The sequence below is a fragment of the Enterobacter sp. MF024 genome (assembly GCF_005843915.1).
Classification (GTDB): domain Bacteria; phylum Pseudomonadota; class Gammaproteobacteria; order Enterobacterales; family Enterobacteriaceae; genus Enterobacter; species Enterobacter barmai.
Genome location: NZ_VCBB01000020.1, coordinates 15,535 through 31,785 on the forward strand (window position 1 = coordinate 15,535; position 16,251 = coordinate 31,785).

General features: G+C 56.0%; 15 protein-coding genes. 8 read left to right on the forward strand and 7 right to left on the reverse strand.

The annotated features are described in order from the left end of the window. Positions 1-12 precede the first annotated feature (12 nt). The 3 genes from ubiE to udp all read right to left on the reverse strand — a co-directional run bounded on the left by ubiE (position 13) and on the right by udp (position 3,185). A complete protein-coding gene (ubiE, locus tag FFB58_RS21555; RefSeq protein WP_039031190.1) occupies positions 13-768 on the reverse strand; it encodes a bifunctional demethylmenaquinone methyltransferase/2-methoxy-6-polyprenyl-1,4-benzoquinol methylase UbiE in 756 nt (251 codons plus the stop codon). Positions 769-834: 66 nt separating this feature from the next. Further along, complete coding sequence (gene rmuC / locus FFB58_RS21560; protein ID WP_039031191.1) at positions 835-2,283, reverse strand: DNA recombination protein RmuC; 1,449 nt, start codon at positions 2,281-2,283, stop codon at positions 835-837. A gap of 140 nt (positions 2,284-2,423) precedes the next feature. Further along, a complete protein-coding gene (udp, locus tag FFB58_RS21565; protein ID WP_138370961.1) occupies positions 2,424-3,185 on the reverse strand; it encodes a uridine phosphorylase in 762 nt (253 codons plus the stop codon). Positions 3,186-3,436: 251 nt separating this feature from the next. On the opposite strand from udp, the gene FFB58_RS21570 reads away from it, so the two are divergent. From FFB58_RS21570 to FFB58_RS21600, 7 genes are all read left to right on the forward strand, one after another. Continuing rightward, positions 3,437-4,243, forward strand: a complete 807-nt coding sequence (locus FFB58_RS21570; protein ID WP_039031193.1) for a dienelactone hydrolase family protein — start codon at positions 3,437-3,439, stop codon at positions 4,241-4,243. 179 nt (positions 4,244-4,422) lie between these two features. Continuing rightward, positions 4,423-6,234 carry a beta-glucoside-specific PTS transporter subunit IIABC gene (locus FFB58_RS21575; RefSeq protein WP_039031194.1) on the forward strand — a complete coding sequence of 604 codons (1,812 nt, stop codon included), beginning with the start codon at positions 4,423-4,425 and terminating at the stop codon, positions 6,232-6,234. Next, entirely contained in the window at positions 6,234-7,697 is a 1,464-nt protein-coding gene (locus FFB58_RS21580) for a family 1 glycosylhydrolase (RefSeq protein ID WP_138370962.1), read from the forward strand. Before FFB58_RS21575 ends, FFB58_RS21580 begins: the two co-directional genes overlap by 1 nt. 23 nt (positions 7,698-7,720) lie before the next feature. After that, positions 7,721-8,557, forward strand: coding sequence for a transcription antiterminator (locus FFB58_RS21585; protein WP_138370963.1), 837 nt, complete (start codon positions 7,721-7,723; stop codon positions 8,555-8,557). A gap of 267 nt (positions 8,558-8,824) precedes the next feature. Continuing rightward, positions 8,825-9,322: a type VI secretion system tube protein TssD gene (tssD, locus tag FFB58_RS21590; RefSeq protein ID WP_138370964.1), complete on the forward strand. Its 498-nt coding sequence runs from the start codon at positions 8,825-8,827 to the stop codon at positions 9,320-9,322. Then, the gene (locus FFB58_RS21595) at positions 9,319-9,687 is read left to right on the forward strand and encodes a tlde1 domain-containing protein (RefSeq protein WP_138370965.1); all 369 of its coding nucleotides are present in this window, start codon (positions 9,319-9,321) and stop codon (positions 9,685-9,687) included. The genes tssD and FFB58_RS21595 overlap by 4 nt, the downstream gene beginning before the upstream one ends. Beyond that, a complete protein-coding gene (locus FFB58_RS21600; protein WP_255296685.1) occupies positions 9,688-10,131 on the forward strand; it encodes a Shiga toxin A subunit in 444 nt (147 codons plus the stop codon). It abuts the gene before it with no gap. 89 nt (positions 10,132-10,220) lie between these two features. On the opposite strand, the gene metE is transcribed toward FFB58_RS21600, so the two are convergent. Then, complete coding sequence (gene metE, locus FFB58_RS21605) at positions 10,221-12,482, reverse strand: 5-methyltetrahydropteroyltriglutamate--homocysteine S-methyltransferase (RefSeq protein WP_138370966.1); 2,262 nt, start codon at positions 12,480-12,482, stop codon at positions 10,221-10,223. Between the two features lie 116 nt (positions 12,483-12,598). Between metE and metR the strand changes: the two genes are divergently transcribed. Beyond that, the gene (gene metR / locus FFB58_RS21610) at positions 12,599-13,552 is read left to right on the forward strand and encodes an HTH-type transcriptional regulator MetR (RefSeq protein ID WP_072036703.1); all 954 of its coding nucleotides are present in this window, start codon (positions 12,599-12,601) and stop codon (positions 13,550-13,552) included. On the opposite strand, the gene FFB58_RS21615 is transcribed toward metR, so the two are convergent. From FFB58_RS21615 to pldB, 3 genes are all read right to left on the reverse strand, one after another. After that, positions 13,440-14,339, reverse strand: coding sequence for a carboxylate/amino acid/amine transporter (locus FFB58_RS21615; protein WP_138370967.1), 900 nt, complete (start codon positions 14,337-14,339; stop codon positions 13,440-13,442). The genes metR and FFB58_RS21615 overlap by 113 nt on opposite strands. A gap of 82 nt (positions 14,340-14,421) precedes the next feature. Further along, positions 14,422-15,222, reverse strand: coding sequence for a sugar/pyridoxal phosphate phosphatase YigL (gene yigL, locus FFB58_RS21620; protein ID WP_039031200.1), 801 nt, complete (start codon positions 15,220-15,222; stop codon positions 14,422-14,424). Between the two features lie 25 nt (positions 15,223-15,247). Next, entirely contained in the window at positions 15,248-16,240 is a 993-nt protein-coding gene (pldB, locus tag FFB58_RS21625; protein ID WP_039031201.1) for a lysophospholipase L2, read from the reverse strand. Between the last annotated feature and the right edge of the window lie 11 nt (positions 16,241-16,251).

Here is a 16,251-nt window from a genome sequence, read left to right on the forward strand (position 1 = left end):
CGCCACCTCCACTCAGAACTTGTAACCGCGATGCAGCGCCACAACGCCCGCCGTCATGTTGAAGTAATTAACATTGTCGAAGCCTGCGTCCTGCATCATGGCTTTCAGGGTGTCCTGGTTGGGGTGCATACGGATAGATTCAGCCAGGTAGCGATAGCTGTCGGCGTCGTTAGCCACCACTTCGCCAATGCGCGGCAGAATGTGGAACGAATAGGCATCGTACGCTTTGCTCAGCGGCTCAATAATCGGTTTGGAGAACTCCAGCACCAGCAGACGTCCACCCGGTTTCAGGACACGGTACATGGAACGCAGCGCTTTCTCTTTATCGGTGACGTTACGCAGACCGAACGAGATGGTGATGCAGTCAAAGGTATTATCCGGGAAAGGCAGCGCCTCGGCGTTAGCCTGGACATATTCAACGTTGCCGACCACGCCGATATTGCGCAGTTTTTCACGACCCATTTTCAGCATGGAGTCGTTGATGTCAGCCAGCACAACGCGGCCGGTTTCACCCACCAGACGCGAGAATTTCGCCGTCAGGTCGCCGGTACCGCCCGCCAGATCCAGCACGGTTTGCCCACGACGTACGCCGCTACAGTCAATAGTGAAGCGTTTCCACAAGCGATGAATGCCAAATGACATCAGGTCATTCATTACATCGTACTTCGCCGCCACGGAATGGAATACGTGGGCCACCATGTCAGCTTTCTGCGCTTTAGCGACAGTCTGAAAGCCAAAGTGCGTTGTGTCTTGTGAATCTTCAACCATCTCAGAGCCTGCTTATCAGTCAAATGTACGAGAAGTGTAACAGATTGGGCGCATTTGCCCTACGATTCAACCTCCCCGGGAATAACGCTCCAGGGGGTCTGCCGGTGCGTGAGCATCCGCTAAGGTGTTGTTTGTCTTTTGAACAGCCCCGTCACTGCGCAGCCGGTACTCTTCATCCTGCGCGGTGGCCTGCTCGACCAATTCCGGATTAATCTCGCGTTTAACTTCCACGCCAAGGCTGCGGAAGGATTCGGCCTGTGCCAGCAGGTTTCCGCGCCCGGACGCCAGCTTTTTCATCGCCTGGCGATAGTTCTCCTGGGCGCGATCCAGGCTCTGCCCGACCGAAGACATGTCATCGACGAACAGGCGCATTTTGTCGTACAGGCGGCTGGCGCGATCGGCAATCTGCTGGGCATTGCGGCTCTGGTGCTCGTAGCGCCAGAGGTTGGCGATGGTGCGCAGCGCCACCAGCAGCGTGGTCGGACTCACCAGCATAATGTTGTTTTTCAGCGCCTCGGAGATCAGCTCCGGCTGACGGTCCAGCGCCAGTAAGAAGGCTGGCTCAACCGGGATAAACATCAGCACGTAGTCCAGCGAACGCAGGCCGGGAAGCTGCTGATAATCTTTGCGCCCCAGCAGACGGATATGGTTACGCACCGAGGCAATATGCTCCTGCAGCGCCGCCTCGCGGGTGTAGTCGTCCTCGGCGTTGAAGTAGCGCTCATAGGCCACCAGCGTCATTTTGGCGTCGATGACCACGTCTTTTTCCTGCGGCAGACGGACGATGACGTCGGGCTGCATTCGCGCGCGATTCTCCGTTTCAATGCTGACCTGGGTCTGGTATTCATGCCCTTCACGCAGACCGGAGGCTTCCAGCACGCGAGTCAGCACCACTTCCCCCCAGTTGCCCTGGGTTTTATTGTCGCCTTTCAGCGCTTTGGTGAGGTTGATTGCCTCCTGCGCCATCTGGGCATTCAGCTGCTGGAGATTGCGGATCTCATGGGCCAGAGTGTGCCGCTCCCGCGCCTCCTGGCCAAAGCTGTCCTGCACCTGGCGACGAAAACCGTCCAGCTGTTCACGCAGAGGCGTCAGCAGGCCGTTCAGGCTCTGGCGGTTTTGTTCATCGACACGGCGGTTGCTTTGCTCAAAGATGCGGTTCGCCAGGTTTTCGAACTGCTCGCTCAGGCGCTGTTCGCTGTTGATCATCTGGCGGATTTTGTCTTCCGCATGCAGCTGGGTCGATTCCAGGCGGGTGGTGACTTCGCGCAGGTCGGCTTCCAGCGAGGTGTTGATATCCCGCAGATTGCGCAGTTCGTTATTGAGCAGCTCGCACTCGTCGCGCCAGTGCCCGCTTTGGGCAATGTTCTGTCGCAATGCGCTGAGATCGGCCACCATCTCTTCACGTTCGGCCAGCTGATCGGCTTTTTGCTGCGCATGCTGGTAGCTGGCGAACAGCCAGCCCACGCCGACGCTAACCAGCGCAATAACGGCATAAAAAAGGACAGAGATATCCACGACGCCCCCTGCATCAAGGTATGACCCGCACAAAATAGAATTGTGCTGTATAAACGTCCAGTTTGAAAAGAGTTTTCTGCGAGGCGTTACGCAAAGAAAAAGGCCGAACGGGTCGGCCTTTAGCGTAGAAAAGGGGAGAATTACAGCAGGCGGCGGGCCGCTTCCACCACGATTTTCACCGCGTGGCTTTCGGTCTGCTTCATGGTCTCGGCGTTCGGGATCTCTTGCTGAGTCCGGTTAACAATGACACCTGCAACCATACCGGCACGCAGACCCTGGCTTGCGCACATGGTCAGCAGCGTGGCGGATTCCATTTCATAGTTCATCACGCCCATGGACTGCCACTCTTCCATTGAGCCTTTGAAGCGGCTAACCACGCGACCGGAGAAGGTGTCGTAGCGCTCCTGGCCCGGGTAGAAGGTGTCAGACGAGGCGGTTACGCCAATGTGGGTGGTTGCGCCAACGGATTTCGCCGCTTCCACCAGCGCGGTGGTGCACTCGAAATCGGCCACTGCCGGGAACTCCATCGGCGCAAAGTGCAGGCTTGCGCCATCCAGACGAACGGACGCCGTGGTGACCAGCACGTCGCCAACGTTGATATGCGGCTGAATTGCGCCGGTGGTACCGATACGCAGGAAAGTACGGATGCCCAGCTGCGCCAGCTCTTCAACAGCGATAGAGGTAGACGGACCACCGATACCGGTTGAACAGACGATCACCGGTTTTCCGTCCAGCTCTGCGCGCCAGGTGGTGAATTCACGATGAGATGCCAGCTTAACCGGCTTATCCATCAGCGCGGCGATCTTTTCCACACGCTCTGGATCGCCAGGGACGATAGCGAGCGTAGCCCCTTGTAAATCGTTTTTAGTGAGGCCGAGATGAAAAACATCAGACTTAGACATAGAAAACTCCTCTGTGGGTCAGTTTGTCAGCAGAAGCAAAGCGGTACTTTACCGAAGCAAACAGCTTATTTTCGTGACAGACATCACCGGGAATGAAATTGATTGCAGTTAATTACCATAAAAAGGTGACTAACATCACATTAACAAGTTATATCGATCACGCTTGCACAAAAGATAGCCTGTTTCGGGCACTGTGGATTGATAACCTGCGGACTATATTTACCTTTGCGCTAATTGGTACGGAGAATGCCATGACTGGAAAAACTGGATTTGCACCTGCTGCTGACCTACAAACGTCAACCGTAGTCACCACCGCCGGCGATGCGATTTCCGCCGGAGAGACCTCCATTCCGACCCAGGGCGACAATATGCCCGCTTATCATGCCCGGCCAAAAGAGGCGGAAGGGCCGCTGCCGATCGTCATTGTGATTCAGGAAATTTTCGGCGTGCATGAACATATTCGCGACCTCTGCCGTCGTCTGGCGCTGGAAGGGTATCTGGCGGTCGCACCGGAGCTCTATTTCCGTCAGGGCGATCCGAACGAGTACAGCGACATCCCCACCCTGTTCAGCAACCTGGTGAGCAAAGTGCCGGACGCACAGGTGCTGGCGGATCTCGATCACGTCGCCAACTGGGCAGCGCGCAATGGCGGCGATCCCCATCGCCTGCTGGCGACCGGCTTCTGCTGGGGCGGGCGTATCAGCTGGCTGTATGCCGCGCATAACCCGCAGCTGAAAGCGGCCGTGGCGTGGTATGGCAAGCTGGTCGGTGAGAAGACCCTGAATTCACCGAAGCATCCGGTTGATATTGCCACCGATTTAAACGCCCCCGTGCTTGGGCTCTATGGTGCCGAAGACACCGGCATTCCGCTGGATACCGTCGAGACGATGCGTCATGCCCTGCGGGCGGCAAACGCAACGGCGGAGATTGTGGTCTATCCGGGCGCGGGACACGCGTTTAATGCCGATTATCGTCCGAGCTATCACGAAGAGTCAGCGAAAGATGGCTGGCAGCGAATGCTGGCGTGGTTCCGCCAGTACGGCGGTAAAAAAAGTTAAGCGGCTCACATTTCAATACGCAAAGAGACGTGACCGTTTGACTTTTAATCACAATCCGGACGATATAAAAACCACAGGCGTGTAACTACGATCCGTAGGCAAGACCTGAACCCCCTCTCCGTTTTCGAGCGCAGAGGGGGTTCAGGTCTTTTTTTTTTGCTCTGGAGACAGGGGCCAGAATGAACCACTTGCAAACAGCGCTGGAAATCATCGCCCAGGTCGGCGGTGCTGAGAATATCGAACATATCGAACACTGCTCTACCCGTTTGCGGCTGAGCCTGTATGACAATAACAAGGTCAATGAGACGGCACTGGCAAAGGTCGACGGCGTCCTGGGCGTGCGGGTGAACGTGCAGTGTCAGGTGATTATCGGTCATGACGTGGTGCAGGTCTTTGAAGCGGTGCGCTCGCTGGTGGGGTCGCCTCAGTCCGCAGGCCAACACGCGGCGGCTAAAACCTCGCGTGGCGCGCAGATTGTCGATTTCGTCATCAGCGTTTTTCAGCCGCTGGTGCCTGCCATTGCCGGTGGCGGCGTGCTGAAGTCGCTGCTGCTGTTGCTGGACGTCATGGGCTGGCTCAGCCGCGACAGTTCAACCTACAAGGTGCTGGATAACATCGGCTCTGCGCCACTCTACTTCCTGCCCATTCTGGTGGCGATCACCACGGCGATGAAGCTGAAGGTGAACGTACTGGTTGCCGTCTCGGCGGTCTCCGTCATGGTGCTGCCGGCAATGACCAAACAGCTGGCAGACGGCACGGCGTTCATGTCGTTTGATCTGCGCAACGTGGCCTATGCCTCGCAGGTCTTCCCCGCCATTCTGTGCGTACTCTTTTACGCCCAGACGGAAAAGCTGTTTAACCGCTATTCCCCCGGCGCGCTGCGCATTTTCCTCTCGCCGATGCTCTCTCTTCTGGTGACGGTCCCGGTCACGCTGCTGATCCTGGGGCCGCTGGGTTACGAGCTGGGTGCAGGCCTGGCAACGGTGATTTTGTGGCTGTACGGCAAACTTGGCTTTGTGGCAACCGGGCTGCTGGCCGCCGCCCTGCCCTTTATGGTCGCCGCCGGGATGCACAAGCCGATGCTGCCGTACGCCGTGGCCTCCATGAGCCAGTTCGGGCGCGAGATGCTCTATCTTCCGGCCTCTCTGGCGCACAACATTGCCGAGTCCGGGGCTTGTCTGGCGATTGCGCTCAAAAGCAAAGATAAGGTGCTGAAATCCACCGCCTTCTCCGCCGGGATCTCCGCGCTGTTCGGCATTACCGAACCGGCACTCTATGGCGTCACTTTGCTGAATAAAAAAGCGCTCTACAGCGTGATCCTCGGCAGCATCGTGGGCGGGGCATTTATCGGCTGGATGGCGATTGAGGCCTTTGCGCTCGTCGGCCCTGGGCTTGCCAGCATCTCGATGTTTGTCTCGCCGGATAACGCCATGAATATCGTCTGGGCCTTTGCCGGGGCAGGGTTATCTTTTGCCGTGGCGTTTATCAGCGCTCTGCTGCTCTGGCGCGATAAAGCGCCTGAAAAAAGCGACGCGCTGAGTTTCACCCGTCCGGTCGAGGGGCAAATCATCCCGCTTGAGAAGGTAAACGACGACGTTTTCTCCCGCAAGATCATGGGCGATGGGATCGCCATTATCCCTTCTCAGGGGGTGCTGCGTGCCCCGGCGAATGGAACCATCGTGAACGTATTTGAAAGCGGCCATGCGCTGAGCCTGCTCACCGATGCGGGCGTCGAGCTGATTTTCCACATCGGTATCGACACCATCAGGCTGCAGGGCGAAGGCTTTTCCCCACGGGTGGTGGAAGGCCAGCACGTAAAGAGCGGCGACACGCTCATTGAATTTTCTCTTGATACCATCACGGCCGCCGGGCTCGATCCGGTGGTGATGATGGTGGTCACTAACGGCGAACGCTTTTCGCTGACACCAGGTAATACCGACGATAAGAATCCAGACCCGCATATCATCATGACGCTTAAGGAGTCCGTGTAATGGAAAAATCCCTCCCGTTTCCGCAAGGTTTTTTATGGGGCGGCGCGATAGCCGCCAATCAGGCCGAAGGGGCATGGAATGTGGATGGCAAAGGGCCGTCCGTCGCTGACGCCATCACCTGGAAGCCCAACCTGTCCGTGAAGGATTACAGTGGCCATATGGCGCTGACGGACGAGAATATCCGCGACGCGTTTGAAGGTAAAAACGACGCGCGCTATCCCAAACGCCGCGGCATCGATTTTTATCACCACTATAAGGATGATATCGCCCTGTTTGCCGAGATGGGCTATAAGGTGCTGCGCGTGTCCATCGCCTGGTCACGTATCTTCCCCACCGGCGAAGACAGCGCGCCCAATGAGGCGGGGCTGCAGTTTTATGAGGATATGTTCCGCGAGCTGCGTCGCCATAACATTGAGCCGCTGGTGACGCTCTCTCACTACGAGATGCCGCTGGCCCTGAGCGAAAAATATAACGGCTGGGTGCACCGCAACGTGGTGGATGCTTTCGTGCGCTTCAGCAACGTCTGTTTTGACCGCTACAAAGAGCTGGTGCGCTACTGGCTGACGTTCAATGAGATCGACAGTATCCACCGCCACCCGTTTACCACCGCGGGCATCCGCGAAGAGAAAAGCGCCCCCGGCAAAGCGCAGCAGGATATCTACCAGGGGCTGCATCACCAGTTTGTCGCCTCTGCGCTGGTGACACGCGACTGCCATGCCAAAATCCCGGGTAGCCAGGTCGGGTGCATGCTGACCAAGCTCACGACCTATCCCCACAGTTGTCGTCCCGAAGATGTGGAAGCGACGCTGAAAAAGAATCTGGAGAACTACTTCTACGCCGACGTTCAGGTATTTGGCGAATATCCGCCGTTGATCCTGCGCGATCTTGCGCGTCGGGATATCCAGATCCAGATGCAGGCCGACGATCGGCGTATTTTAAAGGATCATACCGTCGACTTCGTCTCCTTTAGTTACTACATGTCGATGACCGAATCGACCCAGCCGGACGTTGAGCGCATCCCGGGCAATACCGTTCTCGGGGTGAAAAACCCCTACCTGCCCGCGTCCGAATGGGGTTGGCAGATCGATCCTGTCGGGCTGAAAATCTCCCTGCTGGAGCTATACGACCGTTACCAGAAGCCGCTGTTTATCGTTGAGAACGGTCTGGGCGCGAAGGATGTGGTCGAAAACGGCGAGATCCACGACAGCTACCGTATCGACTATTTCCGCGCCCACTTCGAGCAAACTTTGGCAGCTATTAATGAAGGGGTGGATGTGATGGGATTCACCACCTGGGGATGCATCGACATTATCAGTGCGGGCACCTCGCAGATGTCCAAGCGCTACGGTTTTATCTATGTCGATCAGGATGATGAAGGCAACGGCACGCTAAAACGCCTGAAAAAAGACTCCTTCTGGTGGTACAAAAAAGTGATCGCCAGCAATGGCGCAGACATGAGCTAACCGGCCATGCCGCAGGAATAACCGTGATAACGATAAAAAAGTCGCTTAATAACAGTATGCTGCTGGTCGACAACGACCAGCGGGAGATGATTTTGTTCGGCAAGGGGATCGGCTTTGGAGCGAAACCCGGTACCAATATCGACCTGACGCAGGTGGAGAAAGTGTTCCTGCCGCTGAGCGATCTTAAATCCCGCCATTTTTTATCCCTGACGGACACTATTCCTGCGGCCTTCTTCGACATTAGCCATGACATTCTTACCCTCGCGCGCAGCCTGTGCGGGGATAAGCTCAATTCCGTCTTGCTGTTTACCCTGGCGGAGCATCTGCATTTTGCGGTTGAGCGCAGCCGGAGCGGGCAGACGATCCTGAATAAGCTGAGCTGGGAAGTGAAGCGCTACTATCCGCAGGAGTACAGCGTGGGGTTGCAGGCGCGCGCGCAGGTCAATGAGAAGTTTGACGTTGCGTTACCTGAAGACGAGGCGGTAAACATCGCCTTTCATCTGATCAACGCCAGCAGCCAGGACGACGACAGCACCGCTCATCAGCAGGTTGAACTGGTCAACCGCATCGCCGATATCGTGCGCTATAAACTGGGCAAAGCCGTCGATACCCGGTCGGTTAACTACATGCGCTTTATCACCCATCTGCGTTACTTTGCGGAGCGGGTACTGGCCGGGAAAATCGCCCTCAGCGAGACCGAAGATTTTTATCAGGAGCTGATGCGCCACCGCCCGGACGCGATGACCGTGGCATGGGCGATCCGCGATTACGTGCAGGATAAATATCAGCTCACCCTGCCGAAAGATGAGCTGACGTGGTTAAGCATTCATATCAGCCGCCTGATGGACGGGCAGGCGTAAAATGCCCGGTGGCGGCTACGCCTTACCGGGCCTACAACGACAGCGAACCGTAGGCCGGGCAAGCGAACGCGCCGCCCGGCAATCGTGCCGCCGGGATTAACCCTGGCGCAAATTCTGCGCCGCCTTCACCATGTTCGCCGCCTGATTTTGTGAGCCATCACCAAATACAAACGCTTTAAGAAATTAACCAGACTTTTAGGGTTCTCTATTCGGCATGTCAGGCGTACGCTGATTTTAATATCTACTCTTAAAACAGGAGGTTATAAGATGGCTATTCCAGTCTATCTTTGGTTAACAGATTACGCAGGCAATCAGATTAAAGGTTCCGTTGATATACGAGGAAGAGAAGGAAGCATTGAAATTGTAGAGTTTATGCATTCTGTCGATCTTCCCATAGACAACCTTACCGGTAAAATTACTGGCAAACGAATTCATGGTGATTTTGCTTTAATTAAAGAAATAGATAGTTCTTCACCTTACCTTTATAAAGGCGTATCTACCGGTAGTAAATTCAAGCAAGCAGAACTTAAATTTTATCATATAAACCATAATGGTCAGGAAGAAGAGTACTTCCGGATAACGATGATGGATGTCAGAGTGAATGGAATAGAGCCATTAATGTTCGACATCAAAAACGCCACCTTTGAAAGACATAATCATCTTGAAGCTTTTTATTTGGCTTATGAAAAAATCACATGGCATTACCTGGATGGAAATATTATTCATTCAGATAGCTGGGATGCCAAGCAGGAGGCCAGAGTATGACCTGGGTTTATAAAGTTAGTTCACATTCTTTTTATCTGGATGGCACCTATCAATTTGATGGCCAGTATGCGGGTAGGCCTGGCTTTAAGAATAATTCTGAATATGAGTGTGTAAAAAATAAAGGCCCGTTGCCAAGAGGAACCTATACCATTGGGGCTGCCTTCTATCACCCTAAAACTAAAGCATGGACAATGAGGCTAACACCTTATGACGGGAATGACATGTGCGGCAGGGATAGTTTCATGATACATGGAGAAAGTTCATTGCATCCGGGGGAAGCATCCGATGGTTGTATCATTCTGAATATTTCTGGTCGTAAAATTATCGCTGCAAGCAGTGATAAAATATTAGTCGTGGAGGATTAAATGCTTAATAAAATACTCTTGTGTATGATAATCATTATTCCTCTGTTCTCACAAGCGCAAAGTAATAGATGTGCTATTGTCGGAGCGACAATGGAAACAACTTTATTCAATGCGCTATCTCGTGATTTACAGATTGACACTTCGACTATTCATCGAAACAAAACAGTCGTTGATATTATCGATATTTCTCCCGTATCCAGGCTGTATGCTGCAACACTTGCCAGATTTGATTATGAAAGTGCTATGACACAGGGTAAAGCGAATATACCTCAGAGTGCTTATCTTGATAGCTATTACGAAAACAACACCCAATCACTTACAGCAAAATATTCATACATTAATAAAGAAATGAAGAAAGATGTCTTTATTGCTTCCAGCCTTATAAATAAAGACGAATGTTCTGTCAGGTTTAATGGTTATATTGTGCTATCAAGAGAATTTTAATCTCTCTGAAAGGCCCTACCGGACCTACAACGGCAGCGAATCGTAGGCCGGGCAAGCGAATGCGCCGCCCGGCAATCGTGCCGCCGGGATTAACCCTGGCGCAAATTCTGCGCTGCTTTAACCATGTTCGCCAGCGCGGCGCGGGTTTCTGGCCAGCCGCGGGTTTTGAGGCCGCAGTCCGGGTTCACCCACAGGCGCCCGGCCGGGATACGCTGGGCCGCTTTCTGCAGCAGGGCTTCGATCCACTCTACGCTGGGCACGTTCGGGGAGTGAATGTCGTATACGCCCGGCCCGATTTCGTTCGGGTAGTTGAACTCTTCAAACGACTCCAGCAGCTCCATATCGGACCGTGAGGTTTCGATGGTGATCACGTCGGCATCCAGCGCGGCGATGGAATCCATGATGTCGTTGAACTCGCAGTAACACATGTGGGTGTGGATCTGGGTATCATCCTTGGCCACCGCGGCGTTAATGCGGAAGGCCTCCACGCCCCATGCCAGATAGGCATCCCAGTCGCTGCGACGCAGCGGCAGACCTTCGCGCAGCGCCGGTTCGTCAATCTGGATAATGCCGATGCCCGCCGCTTCCAGATCCGCCACTTCATCGCGCAGCGCCAGGGCGATTTGCTTGGCGATGGTTTCACGGGTCACGTCTTCACGCGGGAAGGACCAGCAGAGGATGGTCACCGGACCGGTCAGCATGCCCTTCACCGGCTTGTCGGTCAGGGACTGGGCATACTTCGCCCACTCCACGGTGATCGCTTCCGGGCGGCTGACGTCGCCGATCACCACCGGCGGCTTCACGCAGCGGGAGCCGTAGCTCTGCACCCAGCCGTTCTGGGTAAAGACGAAGCCGTCCAGGTGTTCACCGAAGTATTCAACCATGTCGTTACGCTCGGCTTCGCCGTGAACCAGCACGTCCAGACCCAGGCGCTCCTGCTCCACAATCGCCTGTTTGATGTGTTCAGCGATGCCGGTGCGGTAGTTGCCCGCATCCAGGTTGCCCTTTTTGAAGTCCAGCCGCAGGCCGCGGATCTCGGTGGTCTGCGGGAAGGAGCCGATAGTGGTGGTCGGCCATGCCGGAAGCTTAAAGCGCGCGCGCTGGGCTTCAGCACGCACTTCATAGGCGCTCTGGCGCTGGCTGTCCTGAGCGGTGATAGCGGCCAGACGCTTCGCCACCGCCGCATTGTGCACGCGGGTCGAGTGGCGACGGGCCTGGATTGGCGCGCTCCACGCGGTAATCGCCGTGGTATCGCCGCTGTTCAGCGCATCGCGCAGCAGGGCCAGCTCTTCACACTTTTGCAGGGCGAAGGCAAACCAGCTCTTCACTTCCTCATCCAGCCGGGTTTCGACGCTCAGATCGATCGGGCTGTGCAGCAGAGAGCAGGATGAGGCCACCCACAGATCACGAACGCCTGCGATGTCTTTAATCTGAGCATATTTTTCGGTCAGATCGGCACGCCAGACGTTACGACCATTTACCAGACCCGCAGAGAGCAGCCAGTCGGACGGCAGGCGGGCATTCAGTTCCGCAACATCATCTTTACCCTGCACCAGGTCAACGTGCAGGCCCTGCACCGGCAGCGCGGTGATGGTGTCGAGGTTCGGCGTGACGCCTTCAAAATAGGTGGTGAGCAGCAGCTTCACCTGACCCGCGAGGGCGTCGTAAGCCGGTTTGAAGGCATCCAGCCACGCCTGCGGCAGCTCCAGCACCAGGGCCGGCTCGTCGATCTGCACCCATTCCACGCCGCGTTTTGCCAGCTCGCCCAGCACCTGCTGGTACACCGGGAGGATGTCATTCAGCAGGCTCAGGCGGTCAAACTGCTCGCCCTTCACCTTGCCCAGCCAGAGATAAGTGACCGGCCCCAGCAGAACAGGTTTTACCTTGTGGCCCAGGGCCAGCGCTTCGTCCACTTCGTCCAGCAGTTGGGTCCAGGTCAGTCTGAACTGCTGACCCTTCACAAATTCCGGCACCATGTAGTGGTAGTTGGTGTTGAACCATTTGGTCATTTCCGCTGCGGCTGCCGGTTCACCGGTGGGGGCGCGGCCACGGCCAATGCGGAACAGGGTGTCGAGATCGACCGATCCATCTTTGTTCTGATGACGAGCCGGCACGTTGCCAAGCAGCAGGCTGGTAGTCAGAACATGGTCGTACCAGGCGAAATCGCCCACCGGCAGCAGATCCACGCCTGCCTGTTTTTGCTGATCCCAGTGACGGGCGCGCAGCTCGCGGCCGACGGCCAGCAGCTCGTCACGGGTGGCGTTGCCCGCCCAGTAGCTCTCTTGCGCTTTTTTCAGCTCGCGACGAAGACCGACGCGCGGGAAACCGAGGGTGTGATTAATGATTGTCATGATATGTCCCCTGTGAATTTTTAGGATTTAGCCGTCCAGATGTTTACACTTCCATAATGTGAAGGTACTGTATATTCCTCAAGCGCAAATTGCTCATGGCGAAGTGAAGGACATTCATGATCGAGATTAAACACCTGAAAACGCTCCAGGCGTTGCGGAACTGCGGTTCTCTTGCGGCGGCGGCGGCCACGCTGCATCAGACCCAGTCCGCCCTTTCCCACCAGTTCAGCGATCTGGAACAGCGCCTTGGCTTTCGTCTGTTTGTGCGTAAGAGTCAGCCACTACGCTTTACGCCGCAGGGTGAGATCCTGCTGCAGCTGGCGAATCAGGTGTTGCCGCAGATCGCCAGCGCGTTGCAGGCCTGCCATGAGCCGCAGCAGACCCGACTGCGCATCGCCATCGAGTGTCACAGCTGTATCCAGTGGCTGACCCCCGCGCTTGAGAACTTCCGCCAGCGTTGGCCGCAGGTGGAGATGGACTTTAAATCCGGGGTGACCTTTGATCCACAGCCCTCCCTCCAGCAGGGCGAGCTGGATCTGGTCATGACCTCGGATATTCTGCCGCGCAGTGGCCTGCACTATTCGCCAATGTTTGATTTTGAAGTGCGCCTGGTGCTGGCCCCGGATCACCCGCTGGCCTCCAGAACGCGTATTACGCCGGAAGATCTGGCGACCGAAACGCTGCTGATCTACCCGGTTCAGCGCAGTCGTCTGGATATCTGGCGTCACTTCCTGCAGCCGGCCGGCATCAGCCCGCAGCTGAAAAGCGTGGATAACACCCTGCTGCTGATTCAGATGGTGGCGGCCAGAATGGGCATCGCGGCGCTGCCGCACTGGGTGGTGGAGAGCTTTGAACGCCAGGGTCTGGTGGTGACCAAAACCCTGGGCGAGGGATTGTGGAGCCGGCTGTACGCCGCCGTGCGCGACGGCGAGCAGCGACAACCGATTACCGAAGCCTTTATTCGCTCAGCGCGGAATCACGCTTGCGATCATCTGCCATTTGTCCGGAGCGCGGAGCGACCCAACGGCGATGTACCCACAGTGAAGCCAGGATCACCGTCCCCCCAATAATGAAACTTGGCCAGTGCGGCTGTTCCTGCCAGATGGCGAGGTTCACCAGCAGGCCCGCAGGGACGTGAACGTTGTTCATAATCCCGAGCGTCCCGGCGTCCACCTGCGTGGCGCCATAGTTCCACATGAAGTAACCCAGCCCCGATGCCACCACGCCCAGCCACACCAGCACGCTCCACTGCAGCGTGGTGGTCGGCAGCTTCTGTGGATTCCCCAGCATGAACCACGCCGCAACCGCAACGATTGCCGCTCCCGTATAGAACCAGGCAAAGGCGTTATGCTGCGGCATCGGACGGGTTTCCATCAGACGTTTGTAGCCCACCATGCCGATGGCAAAGCTGATATTGGCGAGCTGGACGAACATCAGCCCGGTCCAGAAATGGTCGCTTACTTTGTCGTAGCGAATGATCGCCGCGCCCACCACCGCCAGCGCTGCGCTCAGCAGATAGCCCCAGCGCAGGCGGCGTTTGCTGAGCAGATCGTAAATCAGGGTGATATAGAGCGGGGTGAGAACGGTGAACAGCAGGAATTCCGATACCGACAGGTAGACGTAAGCCCGGAAGCTGAACAGGTACATGATGCCGAGCTGCATCGCCCCCACCAGCATGTAGAGCAGAATAGTTTTCAACGTTTGCCCGCGCGTACGCAGGAACGGCAGGAACACCAGCGCCGCCAGCCCCACGCGCATCAGCACCGAGAAGTAGCTGTCGACATGGCCGGCAAGGTATTCGCCGATCAGGCTAAAAGAGAAGGCCCACAGGATAGTGGTGATAATGAGTAGCGCCACAATGCTTGTCTCTTGAAAAGATGGACAGGCATTGTAGCGAACTCTTCGGTTGACAACTGAACGTTAAATAACCAGGTGAAGATTATTCAAGAAACAGCTTACGCAGGTATTTTGGCACCGCGTTGTCAGCGTTGGTGCCGATCACTTCCAGCTCCGGGTGGAGATCTTTCAGGCGCTGGTGAGCGTTTTCCATGATGCAGCCCTTACCCGCCATCGACAGCATCTCGGCGTCGTTCATGCCGTCGCCAAAGGCGATGCAGTCCCGCAGATCAAAGCCCAGACGTTTAGCCACCGCTTCCAGGGCATGCCCCTTGGAGACACCGCCCGCCATCACTTCCAGACAGGTCAGCGTGGAGAAGCTGACGTTCACCCGGTCGCCCCAGCGGGCATTAATCGCCTGCTCCAGCGGAAGCAGCGCTTCGTGGCTGTCGGAGGTGAAGAACACTTTGCTGATGCCTTCCGGATCCAGCAGGCCCGGTTCGTACAACGAATAGTTAAAGACCGCCTCTTTGAAGAAACGCATCTCGTCCGGGCGGTGACGGTTCATAAACCACTCATCATCGCGATACACGTTAGTGATGATGTCGGGGCTGTTATGCATGATACCGAACAGATCGGTGGCAATGTCGCGATCGAGGTTATGGGTGAAGATCAGATTCCCGTCCAGATCGTGCACGCGGGCACCGTTGGAGGTGATCATGTAAGATTTGATCTCCAGATTATCGCGGATCTGCCCCACATCGACATGGTGGCGGCCGGTAGCGAAGACAAAGTTCACGCCACGGGCGGTCAGGAGTTTTAAGGTCTCTTTCGCGTAAGGCGATAAAGTGTGGTCGGGAGAGAGCAGCGTGCCATCTAAATCAGACGCGACAACCTGGTACATAGAAAAATTTAACCTCTGGTGAATATCAGTTATGCCTGCCGAAAAAGTCGACGATGGCGTGGAGTGCGACTGAGCGCATGGCGTCCTTTTCGAAAAGGATCTCATGGTACGCGCCGTTTATGACCAGCGGTTTACCCCCTTCACAAGGGTGTCCGGCTGCGGCTCGCAGTTCACAAAAGCGGTCGTGCATGCGGTTATCCACCACCCGCTCCTCTTCAGCCTGAAGAATGAGCGTTGGCGTGTCGTCCTGACCTGCACCTGCCAGCGCCTGTTCCCCTGCCAGTATGCCTTCGCGAACCCAGTGCCAGGTGGGGCCGCCAACGCGCAAGCGCGGTTCATCGGCATAGAAACGCAGGTTACGGCGATAACGCTGCTGGCTGTGGGTTAAGACGTTGATGGCAAAAGGCAAAGCCCGCCAGCGCCCTGTTCCGATGGCGTAGCTTTCACGAATGCGCTGATGGCCCTCAGCCCAGTCGAGAAGATGGCGCACCATCCATTCCGGAAAACGTATCACAATGCCATACATTGGCGCGGTAAGCGCAATGGCATCGCACTGGTGATCGTAGCGCTGCAAAAAGAGCGTAGAAATAGCACCGCCCATGGAGTGCGCAAGAATATAGCGCTTGCGCCACGGGCCGGGCTGCACTTCCTGTTGCCAGAATGCGGCCAGATCGTCGACGTAATCACTGAAGTTATCCACGTGACCACGATGGGTATCCGGCAACATCCGACCGGAAAGCCCCTGTCCGCGATGGTCGATAATTAACACATCAAAACCCAGATGGAACAGATCGTACGCCAGCTCGGCATATTTGACGTAACTTTCGATACGCCCGGGGCAGACTACAATCACCCGGTCATTTTTTTCATCACGGAAACGAACGAAGCGTACCGGAATATCCCCGACGCCCGTAAACGCATCTTCCTCACGCTGACGCCAGAAATCGGTCAATGGCCCCATGGAGAAAGCAGCGAATGCCTTTTCTCGCGTTTCCCAGTCTTTATTCTGCTGAAACATCGGGTTTACGC

Excerpts from the sequence above, each read along its gene's own strand:
- ubiE (WP_039031190.1), bottom strand. The coding sequence starts at position 768 with ATGGTTGAAGATTCACAAGACACAACGCACTTTGGCTTTCAGACTGTC.
- udp (WP_138370961.1), bottom strand. The coding sequence starts at position 3,185 with ATGTCTAAGTCTGATGTTTTTCATCTCGGCCTCACTAAAAACGATTTA.
- FFB58_RS21570 (WP_039031193.1), top strand. The coding sequence starts at position 3,437 with ATGACTGGAAAAACTGGATTTGCACCTGCTGCTGACCTACAAACGTCA.
- FFB58_RS21575 (WP_039031194.1), top strand. The coding sequence starts at position 4,423 with ATGAACCACTTGCAAACAGCGCTGGAAATCATCGCCCAGGTCGGCGGT.
- FFB58_RS21580 (WP_138370962.1), top strand. The coding sequence starts at position 6,234 with ATGGAAAAATCCCTCCCGTTTCCGCAAGGTTTTTTATGGGGCGGCGCG.
- tssD (WP_138370964.1), top strand. The coding sequence starts at position 8,825 with ATGGCTATTCCAGTCTATCTTTGGTTAACAGATTACGCAGGCAATCAG.
- FFB58_RS21595 (WP_138370965.1), top strand. The coding sequence starts at position 9,319 with ATGACCTGGGTTTATAAAGTTAGTTCACATTCTTTTTATCTGGATGGC.
- FFB58_RS21600 (WP_255296685.1), top strand. The coding sequence starts at position 9,688 with ATGCTTAATAAAATACTCTTGTGTATGATAATCATTATTCCTCTGTTC.
- metE (WP_138370966.1), bottom strand. The coding sequence starts at position 12,482 with ATGACAATCATTAATCACACCCTCGGTTTCCCGCGCGTCGGTCTTCGT.
- metR (WP_072036703.1), top strand. The coding sequence starts at position 12,599 with ATGATCGAGATTAAACACCTGAAAACGCTCCAGGCGTTGCGGAACTGC.
- yigL (WP_039031200.1), bottom strand. The coding sequence starts at position 15,222 with ATGTACCAGGTTGTCGCGTCTGATTTAGATGGCACGCTGCTCTCTCCC.
- pldB (WP_039031201.1), bottom strand. The coding sequence starts at position 16,240 with ATGTTTCAGCAGAATAAAGACTGGGAAACGCGAGAAAAGGCATTCGCT.